The organism is Hyphomonas oceanitis SCH89 (assembly GCF_000685295.1).
GTDB lineage: Bacteria > Pseudomonadota > Alphaproteobacteria > Caulobacterales > Hyphomonadaceae > Hyphomonas > Hyphomonas oceanitis.
The window spans coordinates 20702-33668 of sequence record NZ_ARYL01000032.1 but is presented as its reverse complement, the minus strand read 5'-3'; the positions used below and the strand labels follow the sequence as shown (position 1 = coordinate 33668).

13 protein-coding genes are annotated in these 12967 nt (G+C 58.9%); 9 read left to right on the top strand and 4 right to left on the bottom strand.

All coding sequences use genetic code 11. From position 1 onward, the window contains the following. Positions 1-110: 110 nt before the first annotated feature. The 3 genes from HOC_RS16420 (at position 111) to HOC_RS16410 (ending at position 3839) form a co-directional block, all read left to right on the top strand. Positions 111-1856 carry a M28 family metallopeptidase gene (locus HOC_RS16420; protein ID WP_035540592.1) on the top strand — a complete coding sequence of 582 codons (1746 nt, stop codon included), beginning with the start codon at positions 111-113 and terminating at the stop codon, positions 1854-1856. 85 nt (positions 1857-1941) lie between these two features. Continuing rightward, complete coding sequence (rlmJ, locus tag HOC_RS16415) at positions 1942-2739, top strand: 23S rRNA (adenine(2030)-N(6))-methyltransferase RlmJ (protein ID WP_051625015.1); 798 nt, start codon at positions 1942-1944, stop codon at positions 2737-2739. Further along, positions 2739-3839 carry an FAD-dependent oxidoreductase gene (locus HOC_RS16410; RefSeq protein ID WP_051625014.1) on the top strand — a complete coding sequence of 367 codons (1101 nt, stop codon included), beginning with the start codon at positions 2739-2741 and terminating at the stop codon, positions 3837-3839. The genes rlmJ and HOC_RS16410 overlap by 1 nt, the downstream gene beginning before the upstream one ends. Positions 3840-3895: 56 nt before the next feature. Here the strand turns inward: HOC_RS16410 and HOC_RS21900 are convergent, their stop codons facing one another. Continuing rightward, positions 3896-4048, bottom strand: a complete 153-nt coding sequence (locus tag HOC_RS21900; RefSeq protein WP_084146405.1) for an entericidin A/B family lipoprotein — start codon at positions 4046-4048, stop codon at positions 3896-3898. Positions 4049-4202: 154 nt separating this feature from the next. On the opposite strand from HOC_RS21900, the gene purQ reads away from it, so the two are divergent. From purQ to purL, 3 genes are all read left to right on the top strand, one after another. Continuing rightward, positions 4203-4871, top strand: coding sequence for a phosphoribosylformylglycinamidine synthase subunit PurQ (gene purQ, locus HOC_RS16405; protein WP_035540590.1), 669 nt, complete (start codon positions 4203-4205; stop codon positions 4869-4871). Positions 4872-4946: 75 nt separating this feature from the next. Beyond that, a complete protein-coding gene (locus HOC_RS16400) occupies positions 4947-5957 on the top strand; it encodes an adenosine deaminase (RefSeq protein WP_199285888.1) in 1011 nt (336 codons plus the stop codon). A 47-nt stretch (positions 5958-6004) separates the two neighbouring features. Then, entirely contained in the window at positions 6005-8308 is a 2304-nt protein-coding gene (gene purL, locus HOC_RS16395; protein ID WP_035540589.1) for a phosphoribosylformylglycinamidine synthase subunit PurL, read from the top strand. Here the strand turns inward: purL and HOC_RS16390 are convergent. Next, on the bottom strand, positions 8305-9300 hold the full coding sequence (locus HOC_RS16390; protein WP_051625013.1) for a M28 family peptidase: 996 nt from the start codon (positions 9298-9300) through the stop codon (positions 8305-8307). The genes purL and HOC_RS16390 overlap by 4 nt on opposite strands. A gap of 80 nt (positions 9301-9380) precedes the next feature. On the opposite strand from HOC_RS16390, the gene HOC_RS16385 reads away from it, so the two are divergent. Continuing rightward, positions 9381-9611 (top strand): BolA/IbaG family iron-sulfur metabolism protein, encoded by a 231-nt coding sequence (locus HOC_RS16385; protein WP_035540588.1) that lies wholly within the window; start codon positions 9381-9383, stop codon positions 9609-9611. A 2-nt stretch (positions 9612-9613) separates the two neighbouring features. Here the strand turns inward: HOC_RS16385 and HOC_RS16380 are convergent, their stop codons facing one another. Continuing rightward, positions 9614-10120, bottom strand: a complete 507-nt coding sequence (locus HOC_RS16380) for a DUF1993 domain-containing protein (RefSeq protein ID WP_051625012.1) — start codon at positions 10118-10120, stop codon at positions 9614-9616. 141 nt (positions 10121-10261) lie between these two features. Between HOC_RS16380 and HOC_RS16375 the strand changes: the two genes are divergently transcribed. Together HOC_RS16375 and grxD are read left to right on the top strand one after the other, a co-directional pair. Continuing rightward, entirely contained in the window at positions 10262-12127 is a 1866-nt protein-coding gene (locus HOC_RS16375) for a M2 family metallopeptidase (protein ID WP_035540587.1), read from the top strand. Between the two features lie 86 nt (positions 12128-12213). Next, complete coding sequence (gene grxD / locus HOC_RS16370; RefSeq protein ID WP_035540586.1) at positions 12214-12555, top strand: Grx4 family monothiol glutaredoxin; 342 nt, start codon at positions 12214-12216, stop codon at positions 12553-12555. Between the two features lie 29 nt (positions 12556-12584). On the opposite strand, the gene HOC_RS22215 is transcribed toward grxD, so the two are convergent. Further along, positions 12585-12845, bottom strand: coding sequence for a hypothetical protein (locus tag HOC_RS22215; RefSeq protein WP_156950517.1), 261 nt, complete (start codon positions 12843-12845; stop codon positions 12585-12587). Positions 12846-12967 lie beyond the last annotated feature (122 nt).

The window sequence follows — 12967 nt, the reverse complement described above, 5'->3', positions numbered from 1 at the left end:
ACCCGCCTTTTTGCTATGCGCCCTGCACAGCCGTGCCTTGAAGCCTGACGCGGCCCATGCCAGACCCTGTCCCAAGCAAGCCGAAATGCCCATTGGAGGGGCACTCAAATATGAAACATTATGTACTCGCTGCGTCTCTGATGGCGCTCGCTGCATGTGGCAGCCCGAAGCCGGAGTCCACTCCCGCCGCGGCGCCCGTTGCGGAGACGCCGCCCGCCCCGACTTTGCTGATGCCACTCCCGACAGACACGACAGCCGCTATCACGGCGAGTGACCTCGCCGAGCGCGTCAAGACGCTGGCAGACGATACATTCGAAGGACGCGGTCCCGGCACGCCGATCGGCGAAGAAGCTGCCGCATGGATTGGCGCTGAAATGGCCCGTATCGGCCTTCAGCCTGGCGGCGATGACGGCACGTATTTCCAGAAAGTCGCAATGGTCAATCAGACCATTGAACCGGACCAATCCTTCCTGACCTTCACCGCTCCCGACGGCACCGAAATGCCAACCGTCCTGAAACAGGACTCCGTCATCTGGACCAAGCATCAGGACTCCACGACTATCTCGTTCGAGCCGTCCGATGTTGTCTTCGTCGGTTACGGCGTCGACGCGCCGGAGTATGGCTGGGACGACTATGGTGATCAGGATTACGCCGGCAAAACGGTCGTGATCCTCGTCAACGATCCCGGTTTTGCGACTGGCGATCCGGAGCTCTTCAAGGGTAAGTCCATGACCTATTACGGTCGCTGGACCTACAAGTATGAAGAAGCGGCCCGTAAAGGCGCCACCGCAGCCATCATCGTCCACGAAACAGAACCAGCCTCCTACGGCTGGGATGTCGTGAAGAACTCATGGTCCGGCGCGCAGTCCGATCTTGTTCGCGAAGATGGCGGCGCTGACCGTGCCGAACTGGAAGGCTGGGTCACCCGCGCAATGGCCGAGAAGCTTTTTGCGTCTGCCGGCCTCGACTTCGAAGCCATGAAGACAGCCGCGAAAAGCCGCGGCTTCAAGCCGGTCTCCCTGACCGGGCTGAAGGCGACTGGTGAAATCGTCCAGACCATCGACAAGCTGGATAGCCGCAACGTGATCGGCGTCCTGCCAGGAACCACCACGCCGGACGAATACATGCTCTACACGGCGCACTGGGATCACCTCGGCAAGAAAACCGGGAAGAAGACCGGTGCCCCAGGCGAGGATTTCTATGAAGACCAGATCTATAATGGCGCCGTAGACAATGCGACCGGCGTGGCAGCCCTCCTGGAACTCGCTGAAGCCTTCGCGGCAGAGCCCCACGAACGGTCCCTTCTTTTCGTCTCGGTCACACTGGAAGAATCCGGTCTGCTTGGCTCGGAATACTTCGCTGAGCATCCAACTGTGCCCCTCAACGAGATCGTCGCCGGCATCAACATGGATGGTGCCCTGCCCGTAGGCCGCACGCATGACATGGTCATAATCGGCTATGGCGCTTCGGAACTGGAAGACCGCCTAACGGACATCCTGAAAGCTGATGACCGCGTCATCAAGCCAGACGGCAAACCGGAAGCCGGCTACTTCTACCGGTCTGACCACATCTCGCTCGCCAAGCGCGGCGTGCCAATGCTCTACGCTGACGGCGGCGAAGACAAGCTTGAAGGCGGCATCGCGGCCGGCAAGGCAGCGGCAGCGGCCTATACAGCAGAACGCTACCACAAGCCGATGGACGAGTACTCTGACGATTGGGACCTCTCCGGTTTCGCCGAAGATATTCAGGCCCTGTACGAAGTGGGTGAAGGCATTGTCGATTCTACCGACTGGCCGACATGGTATCCCGGCAATGAGTTCGAAGCGGCCCGTAAGGAATCGCTCGGCGCCCAATAGACGCCCGCACCTAAACGTCATAGTCCCGGATGGCCCCGAAGGTCGTTCGGGACTATTTCATTCTGAAACCTCGAAAGACCACGCAATGCTCTCCTACCAACATGGCTATCACGCAGGAAACCGGGCCGACGTGCTCAAGCATGCGGTGCTGCACGCCCTGTTGAAGGAAATCGCGGCCGTAGGGAAACCGGTTCTATATGTCGAAACCCATTCCGGACGTGGCCGATATGACCTGACGGGCGAGCAGGCCCGCAAGGGCGGCGAATGCGATACTGGCATCCTCGCCCTGCACAATGGCAAGCCTCCCCGCCCTCTGAAGCCCTGGGTGTCAGATGTCGAGGCACGCGGCATGAAGGACTATCCGGGCTCGCCCGCGCTCGCGCAATCATTGCTGCCGCCGTCCGCCCGCATGATCTTCTTCGAGAAACATCCCGCTGAGCATGCCGCGCTTGTCAAATCCGTCGGCGAAGATGAGCGCGTACAGGTGAAGCACTCGGACGGCTATTCAGGCGCACTGAAGCTGGCGCCACGCGGGGCCGAGCAAATGGTCTGCTTCGTGGATCCGAGTTACGAGACGAGCCGCGACATTGATGCCCTCGCCCTGTGGACACCCCGCGCCCTCAAGCGTTGGCCAAATGGCATCCTCATCCTCTGGCTGCCCCTCTTCCGCGATGGTCGCGAGACAGAGTTCGGTGAATACTTGGCCAGCCTTGATGACTGTATCATTGCGGGTGCGCGCTGGCCTGTGGATGTGGATGACGAAAGCGCACTCGAAGGCTCGGCCATTGTCGCCTTCCGGGCGCCGCCATCGGCCAGCGCGCCTAGCCACGCCATCGCCTCATCCCTCCAGTCCTGGTGGTCGGCCGAAGCGGCGCGGACCTAGTGCGCATCCTCCTGATCGGTGGAGGACATACGCACGTCGTTGCGCTGAGGCATCTCGCTCGCAAACCACAAGCGGGGCTTGACCTCCATCTGGTAAGCCCGGACTCTACGACATCCTATAGCGGCCTGCTGCCGGGGCATGTTGCCGGGCATTGGCCACGGAACGCCCTCGAAATACCCCTTGAACCCCTGTGCAAGGCCGCCGGCGCGACCTTCCATATCGCCAAAGCAACCCATCTGGACCCGAGCAAACGCGAGGCGATCTTCTCTGATGGCCGTCAATTCGGGTTTGACCATGCCTCGCTCGATATCGGCGCCATCGCGGCCATCGACGCGCCCGAAAGCCTTAAAGCCCGGGGCGTACCTGTGAAGCCTCTGGGCATCTTCGCAGATCGATGGATGGAGTTCGTGGCTGATGTCCGATCACAAACCCGCCCGCCACACGTCGCGATCGTCGGCGCAGGAACAGCGGGTATAGAACTTGCCCTCTCCATGAAATATCACCTCGATAATATCGCGGCAGTACAATCGGTTTGCGTCTCTCTGCTCGAGCGTTCCGATTGCATCTTGCCCGGAGCTTCAGACAGCCTCCGACGGCAGCTTGCGCGGGCCCTTGCTAAAGCCGGAATCGTTATAAAGACGAGCGCTTCCGTAACAGATGCGACAGATGACACCCTGCTTCTGAACTCAGGAGAGACAGTACCCTCGCGCTTCACGGTGCTCGCATCGGGTGCGCGCCCCTACCCCTGGCTGGCAGAGACAGGGCTGGAAACACATGTGGGATTCATTGTTGTAGATGAGACCCTGAGATCGGTCAGTCATCCCGCTATATTCGCATGCGGCGACACCGCTCATCTCGGCTTTGCGCCAAAGCCCAAGGCCGGGGTCTACGCGGTGAGGCAGGGCCCGGTGCTCGCAGAGCAAATCATACGGCTTATCAAAGGCGAGGCGCTCACGACGTATCGACCGCAATTGGATTACTTGAAACTTGTCAGTCTCGGGCATCGCCGCGCCTTGGCTGAAAAATGGGGACTGACCCTCAACCTGCCAGGTCTCTGGTCTCTCAAGCGACATATCGACTTGAAATTCATGGAGAATTAGCAGGGGCAGTCCAGCAAGATGCCCCCCTCCCTCGTGAGGAAGGGGAGCCTTGGAGACTATTCCGTGATCTCTTCTTTGACATCTTTAGCGGCGTCCTGGACGACTTCTCCACCCGCTTCAACGTCTTTGCCGACGCCTTCAACCGTGTTGCAGGCCGTGACGAATGGCATGTAGGAAACGGCCATAAGGGCAATGAGGAACTTTTTCATTAGGTGCTCTCCTTCTTGACTGAGCAAGTCATGATGGGCCTGTATTTTTGAACCGGCAAGCGGTCATTTCGGTCGCCGGAAAGAGTCCGCATTGACCGCATAAACCGCTGAAATTCTATTCCCATTTCCTGCGACTCCCTGCTAAAGGGGCCGCATGAAAACCGCCGTCATTGTATTTCCCGCCTCCAACTGCGACCGTGACGCGCAAGACGCGCTTGCCCAAGTCACCGGCAAAGCTCCGGCGATGGTCTGGCACAAAGACGGCATCATCCCCGAAGATACGGATCTCGTGGTGATTCCGGGCGGCTTCTCATACGGCGACTATTTGCGCTGCGGCGCCATGGCGGCCAACTCGCCAGTCGTCAAGCAACTCAAGGCGCATGCCGAACGCGGCGGTTATGTGTTGGGCATCTGCAATGGCTTCCAGATCCTTTGCGAAACGCGCCTGCTGCCGGGCGTTCTCATTCGGAATGCGTCCCTGCACTTTGTGTGTCGTCCGCAGCGCCTGTCGGTGGAAAGCGCAAATACCGCCTTTACGAGTGCCTATTCCGGCAGCTCGACCGTCACGATCCCCATCGCACACCATGACGGCAACTATTTCGCGGACGATGCGACGCTCGACCGGCTCGAAGGCGAAGGCCGCGTTGTGTTCCGCTATGCCGCGGGTGAAAACCCCAACGGCGCATCGCGGGATATTGCCGGCATCCTCAGCGACAACGGCCGCGTCATGGGCATGATGCCCCACCCGGAACGCGCAATGGGTGGCAATGAAGGCGGCGCAGACGGACTAGGCGTTTTCCTGAGCCTCCTGAACGCCGCTTAAGCTGCCACGACCTTGGAGCGCACACCGGCTCGTGTATAAGCGGGTTCTAACGCCTGTGTCTGCTGGAGGCCCTGAATGATTGACCGCGCCGCACTCATCGCCAAATTACCAAAAGCCGAACTGCACCTCCACATCGAAGGCAGCTTCGAGCCTGAGCTGATGATGCAGATCGCCGAGCGCAACGGTATTCAGACGGCCTTTAAGACGCTCGAAGAGGCCAAGGCGGCCTACGCCTTCTCGAACCTGCAGGAATTCCTCGATATCTATTACCAGGGCATGGCCGTGCTGCTGCACAAGCAGGACTTTTACGATCTGACATGGGCCTACCTGGAGCGCGCGGCGGCAGACAATGTCCGCCATGTGGAAATCTTCTTTGACCCGCAGGCGCATACCGAGCGCGGGGTCGCATTCGCGACGGTCGCAGATGGTATTCTCGAAGCGCTGGCCGATGGCGAGACAAAGCTGGGCATCACGTCTCATGTCATCATGAGCTTCCTGCGCCACCTGAGTGAAGAAGACGGGTTCGCCCTGCTCGAAGAGTCCAAGTCTTATCACGCACGATTTATCGGCGTCGGGCTCGACAGCTCCGAGATCGGCCACCCGCCGTCCAAGTTCGCACGCCTCTTTGCTAAATGCCGGGAGCTGGGTTTCAAGCTGTGCCTGCACGCTGGCGAGGAAGGCCCGCCGCAATATGTACAGGAAGCCCTTATCGACATCGGCGCTGACCGGATCGACCATGGGAACCGATCCATGGAAGACGAGGGCCTGATTCAGGTTCTGCGAGACACCCAGACCCCGCTGACGAACTGCCCGCTTTCCAACCTGTCACTCTGCGTGATCGACGATCTGAAGCAGAGCCCGCTAAAAGCGCAGCTGGAAGCCGGCCTTCTTGTAACCGTGAATTCCGACGACCCGGCCTATTTCGGCGGTTACGTAAACCAGAACTATCAGGCGATCGCTGATGCGCTCGATCTTAGCAATGACCAGCTCATCCAGCTGGCACGAAACAGCTTTACCGCAGCCTTCATGAGCGAGGCGGACAAAGCCAAACACCTCTCCGAAATCGAACGCGCTATGGCCGCATAGGCACAAACGCTCTGGCGACTCGCGCACTTTGCGGTTAAAGCGCCCAAATGCCTGATACATCCGCGATCCTCGCCCATCTCACCGCCACCCAGGAAGAGGCCCAGGGCCTCGAGCACGGCATCAAAGCCGATGAATGGGAACGACTTGTCACCCGTCTTGAACGCAAGCCGAACCTTGTCGAACTCGGCATCTATTCGGTGATGTGGTCCGAGCACTGCTCATACAAATCCTCGCGGCGCCACCTGTCGAAATTCCCGACCAAGAATGCCCGCGTCATTCAGGGCCCGGGCGAGAATGCCGGCGTTATCGATATCGGCGACGGCCAGGCCGCCATCTTCAAAATGGAGAGCCACAATCACCCGTCCTATATCGAGCCTTACCAAGGTGCGGCAACGGGTGTTGGCGGCATCCTGCGCGACGTCTTCACGATGGGCGCGCGCCCCATCGCGCTGGTCAACGCCCTCCGCTTTGGTGACCCGAGCCACCCCAAGACCCGCAGCCTCGTGGCGGGCGTCGTCGCGGGCATCGGCGGCTATGGCAACTGTGTCGGTGTGCCGACCGTGGCTGGCGAAACCCAATTCGACGCGGGCTACAATGGCAATATCCTCGTAAATGCGATGGCCGTTGGCCTCGCGGATCAGGACAAGATTTTCTATGCGCGCGGAGCGACACCGGGCAATCCGATCTTCTATGTCGGCTCCAAGACCGGCCGCGACGGCATTCACGGCGCGACCATGGCATCCGCTGAATTCTCCGAAGGCGACGAAGAAAAGCGCCCAACCGTTCAGGTTGGCGACCCGTTTACCGAAAAGCTGCTCATCGAGGCCTGCCTTGAGCTGATGGCCACGGACGCCATCCAGGCAATCCAGGACATGGGCGCAGCTGGCCTGACATCTTCCTCTGTCGAGATGGCTGCCAGCGGCGGCGCCAATGGCGAAGGCATTGGTGTTGTCATGGATCTCGACAAGGTGCCCCAGCGCGAAGAGGGCATGACGGCTTACGAGATCATGCTGTCGGAAAGCCAGGAGCGTATGCTCATTGTGCTCTATCCGGACAAGATCGATATGGCGAAGGCCATCTTCGACAAATACGACCTGTCGGCAGAAGTCATTGGCGAAACGACTGATACTGGCCACCTCGTGCTGACGCAGTTTGGCGAAGTCGTGTGCGATATCCCGGTTGCACCACTCGCCGAAGATGCACCGAACTATGACCGGCCTTGGAACGAACCACCGAAGCGTACGCCGCTCGACTCGGCCGCTTTCGATGTACCCGCTGACCTTGCCGGCACGCTCCTCAAACTCATGGGCACACCAGACATGGCGTCCAAGCGCTGGGTCTGGGAACAGTATGATCGCCATGTCATGGGCGACACAATTGACTCCTCTCAGTCCGGCGGTGATGCGGCCATCGTACGCATCCACAAGACCAACAAAGCCTTGGCGATCTGCTCGGACTGCAACCCGCATTATGTCTCGGCCGACCCCTATGAGGGCGGCAAGCAGGCGGTTGCAGAAGCCTATCGCAACCTGTCGGCCGTAGGCGCCACGCCTATCGCGATCACCGACAACCTGAATTTCGGCAATCCTGAAAAACCGAACACGATGGGCTATATCGTTAAGGCCATTGAAGGCATGGCTGAGGCCTGTCGCGAACTCGACTTCCCCGTCGTGTCGGGCAACGTGTCCCTTTATAACGAGACGGACGGCACCGCCATTCCGCCGACGCCCGTAGTTGGTGGTGTTGGCTTGCTTGAGGACATTTCCAAATCCGCCACCCTCAAGGGCGCCAAGCCCGGCGACCTTCTGGTGATGGTTGGCGGTATCGGCACCCATCTTGGCGCCACCCAATATGCCCGCAGCGTGCTTGGGCTTAAGGGCGAAGCCCTCGGCACACCGCCAGCTGTCGATCTTGCGGTCGAGAAGCGCAATGCCAGCTTTATCCGCGATCTCATTGGCGCAGGGCTCGCGACCGCCGTGCATGATATTAGCGATGGCGGTCTTGCCTGCAGCGTGGCGGAAGTGGCGCTCGCATCCAATTGCGGCGCAATTATCAATGTCAGCCCGGAGCTGCAAGGCTTCCCCGCCTCACACCTTCATGCGGCCCTCTTTGGTGAAGACCAGGCGCGTTACATCTTCACCGTCGCTGGCGACGCTGAGAACGCGCTGGCTCAGTTTGCTGAAGCGCGCCCGGACGTACCGATGTTGATGCTGGGCTCGATCACGGATGCATCCGACGGCCTCACCTTCGCTGTAGATGTCCGCAAGGACCAGACATTCTCGGTTGGCCTGGATGCCCTTCGCAGCGCGAATGAAGACTGGCTGCCCGGCTACATGAACACGGTCGACTAATCGGCTGCTTTCTCGCCGCCGATTATGTCCAGCTCTTCATCTGCCGCCATTGCCGCCATCACCAGCGTGTCCCCTGCGCGCGCGAAGAAGTCAGGCGTAATGTTGGCATAGTCATCTGATGGCGTGTGATAGCCGGGATGGTCTTCGACCCCGAAATAGAGGAACGCAATTCCCGCATCGTGGAAGACCGAATGATCGGACTGGCTGGTCCAGTCGTCCGCCGCACCCAAAGCCGGATCATCGTGACCAGCAATCAGCTTCACCGGCGCCTCGGATGCGACGCGCTCCACGAGCGGCAGCAGGTCCGGATTGTGGAACGTGCCCGCCACATAAAGCTCTCCGATCTCTGAGCGGCTGACCATGTCATAATTCATGTTCAGCACCACACGTTGCATCGGCACGGACGCATCTTCCATCAGCGCATGCGCCCCCAGAAGACCGATCTCTTCGCCATCAAGCGCAGCGAAAACAATGTCGTGGACCGGCTTGTGCCGTGTGAAATACTGCGCGACGTCGATCAATGCAGCGGTGCCTGACGCATTGTCGTCGGCGCCGTTGTATATCTCGCCATCAATGACACCGAGATGATCATAATGCGCCGTGATCAGCAGTACGGGCCCGTCTGTCGTGCCCTTAATCATGCCCACAACATTGGCGCCGTTGACCGAAGAATCGCCCTCCGTGTCAGGTGTCGCTGTAAACGGATGGACAAAAGCACCGCCGAGCATCTGTATGCCCAAAGTCTCGAAACGCTTCTGGATGAAATCACGCGCCGCTTGATTGCCCCGCGTGCCTGTTGCCCGGCCCTCCAGCGCGTCACTGGAGAGCGTCTCGGTAAATCTCAACATGGCGCCGGCATCGATGTATTTCGGCTGGTATTGAACGAGACTGGGTGCTTCTTCCTCATTACCGAGCGACAGGAGAACACCGCAAATCACCAGTGCGATCACACCTAATAGACCTGCTGTGATCCACGTTTTACGATTGCCCATGGCTGCGTTCTCTCCGTGCCTGACCTTGACCCGTGGCGGGCCCACGTCCATGTGCCTATCGCAATTGAGGACACGCTGCCATGGCCATGAACCGCGACACACTGCTCGGCTACCTGACCGACGCCTTCCCGGATGCCGAGATCACGCTCACAGATCTCGCCGGTGACGACAATCACTGGCAAGCCGAGATCATCAGCGCGCAATTCGCTGGGCTATCCCGTGTGAAACAGCACCAGCTTGTCTATTCTGCCCTCAAGGGAACGATGGGCGGCGAACTGCACGCCCTCGCCCTCAAGACCAAAGCGCCCTGAGCCTATTGGCCGGTCAGGAAATCGCGCTTGCCAAGCGCCACACCCTGATGGCGCAGCAAGGCGTACGTCATCGTTACATGGAAAATCATGTTCGTCAGGACGAACGTGGTGAGATACTGACGCCCCTGCATCGGCACGGTCTGCGGCCCCAAAGGAATTTGCAGCGTCTCATGCTCGCTCGCGTCCACTTTCGTGTCATCGACGGAATTGACAAAGGCGAGCGCCGTATCGCACCGCGTCATCAATTCGGCAAAGGTCGTTTCCACGTCCGGAAAGCTCGGGATCTCGGTGCCAGAGAGGCGCGCAGCACCGCGAGCGGCATTGTCGCAAGCGATCTGAACCTGGCGGCTTAGTGGCAGCATATCCGGATAGAGCCGCGCCGACAGAAACACGGAATCTTCAACGTCAGTCGCCCGCGCCTGTGCCTCTCCCTTCCTAAGGGACGCGCGCATCGACGCCAGCATTTGATTGGCGGATGTTTTGAGAACGTAGGACATTGTGTCGGACATGAGGGGCGCTCCATTTGTGCTTCTGCTAGATAAGGTGAGCCCTGAAAGTAACAATCAATATTTTATCCGCGCTGAGATTGACCCCGGCGCCTCAATCTTGTCACCTCTGGGTAAATTTCACTCAGGGAGTTGTCTTTCACCATGCGTTTATCACTCGCTACCAGCGCTATTGCGCTAACTGTTGCCCTCGCCAGCTGTACAGCGCCAAAAGAAACCCTTCGGGAAACAACGCCTGTTGCGGCTGAGACCACGACTGAGTCACCGACCGTTACCGAAGCGCGCGCATTCATGGCTCGCGCAGAGTCGGAACTGTCAGACATGTCGGATGAAGCCAGCCTCGTTTTCTGGGCCCAGGCAACGAACATCACGGACGAGACCAACGCCGCCGCGGCCGAAATCGGCGCCCGCGCGACCAAGCTTTCCGTTTCGCTCGCCAATGAGTCCAAGAAATTCAACATTGACGACCTGCCGCCGGATCTCGCCCGCAAGATGACCAAGCTGCGCGGCGGCATCACCATCCCTGCCCCGTCAACAGAAGGCGCGGCCGAAGAACTCTCCAAGATCACCACAGATCTGGATGCGAAATACGGCACCGGCACCTTCAATTACAAAGGCAAGGACATGACGCTCGACGAGTTGTCGACAATCATTGAAACCTCGCGCGACCCGGAAGAGCTGAAAGCTGTTTGGGAAGGCTGGCGCACCGTTTCGCCTGCCATGAAGGACGAGTATGCACGCATGGTCGAAATCGCCAATGAAGGCGCTCAGGAACTCGGCTACCCGAGCCTCGACCAGATGTGGCTGTCCAATTACGACATGGCGCCGGAAGAGATGGAAGCCGAAGTCGACCGCCTCTGGACCCAGGTTGAGCCGCTCTACAAGGAGCTTCATTGCTACGCGCGTACGCGCCTCAACGCCCAATATGGCGATGATGTTCAGCCAAAGACCGGCCCGATCCGCGCTGACCTGCTCGGCAACATGTGGGCGCAGGACTGGTCGGGCATCTATGACGTGGTCAAGACCGACACGCCGGGACCAAGCTACAACGTCACGCAGCGTCTTCTGGAGAAGGGCTATGATCCGATCAAGATGGTGAAGACAGGCGAAGCGTTCTTTACCTCGCTCGGTTTCGAGCCTCTGCCCGAAACCTTTTGGGAGCGCTCCATGATCACGCGCCCTGAAGGCAAGGAAGTCATTTGCCATGCTTCGGCGTGGGATCTCGACAACAAGGAAGATGTGCGCATCAAGATGTGTACAGAGGTCAACGAGGAAGACTTCGATACGGTCCACCACGAGCTTGGGCACAATTTCTACCAGCGCGCCTACAAGGACCAGGACCTCCTTTACAAAGACGGCGCCAATGACGGCTTCCATGAAGCCATTGGTGACTTCATCGGGCTGTCCATCACGCCGGAATACCTGAAGCAGATCGGCCTGATCGATGAGAGTGAAATGCCGCCAGCGGATGCTGATACGGCCTTGCTACTGAATATTGCCCTGAAGAAGATTGCCTTCCTGCCCTTTGCCCTCACAGTGGACAGCTGGCGCTGGGACGTCCTCTCCGGCAAGACAGCGCCTGCAGACTACAACGACGCTTGGTGGTCCCAGCGCCTCGAAATGCAGGGTATCGTGCCACCGGGGCCACGCCCGGCAGATGCATTTGACCCAGGCGCGAAGTACCACATCCCGGGCAACACGCCCTACCTGCGTTACTTCCTGTCCTACATCCTGCAGTTTCAGTTCCACAAAGCAGCCTGTGAGCAGGCTGGTTGGGAAGGCCCGCTTCACCGCTGCTCGATCTATGACAACAAGGAAGTTGGTGAGCGCTTCAACGCGATGCTGGAAATGGGGGCCTCCAAGCCCTGGCCGGACGCGCTCGAAGCCTTCACTGGGACTCGCGACATCGACGGCAGCGCCATTGTCGAGTATTTCGATCCGCTGATGGTCTATCTGAAGGAACAGAATGAAGGCCAGAGCTGCGGCTGGGACGAGCCCGCAAGCGAATAGGCAAACCACTTGTGCGCGGTGGCCCGCTTGACGTAAGCCGCCGCGCACCACACATCAGGGCTGAACACGTACTGCAGGAACATGCCATGACCGACCAGACCACGCTCGATGCCATCGAAAAGGCCGTAAAGGCCAATGACGTTGTCCTTTTCATGAAGGGCACGCCAACCTTCCCGCAATGCGGGTTCTCATCTGTTGTGGTTCAGGTGCTCGACTATCTCGGCGTTGAATATGTCTCGACCAACGTGCTCGAAGACGCAGCCGTCCGGGAAGGCATCAAGGCCTATTCGCAATGGCCAACCATCCCGCAACTCTATGTAAAAGGCGAATTCGTCGGCGGATGCGACATCGTCAAGGAAATGTTCGAAAGCGGCGAATTGCGCGACTTCTTTCAGGACAAGGGCGTCGAAGTCGAGGCTGCAGCCTAAGCTCAGGCTTGTCTGATAATACAGCGTGGCTAGTTGCTGACCATGTCAGCGACCATACCTGTGGCTGTAACCACCATGCAGCCAGCACAATTATCCGGGCGCAGGATGAGCGGAAGCAATGTTACGGTGAAGGCAAATAGCAATCCGAAAAGATACCCTTTACGCCGACGGAACGGCATCGGATAGCACGCGCGTGCCGACTTTCGCCAACGTATCAGCACATATCCAATCAGGAATAGGCCGACACCGGACGCTAGCCAGTAAAGGGTGCCTACAGCAAAAGCTGCCATTAAAATCTCCGTTTCACTACGAAGACCAAACTAGCCTCAACACATTTGCATCCAAGAAAATGTAGCATCCAAATTCGCGAAACATCCTTAACGCGGGATTTACGCTGTTTCGTCGCTGAGAC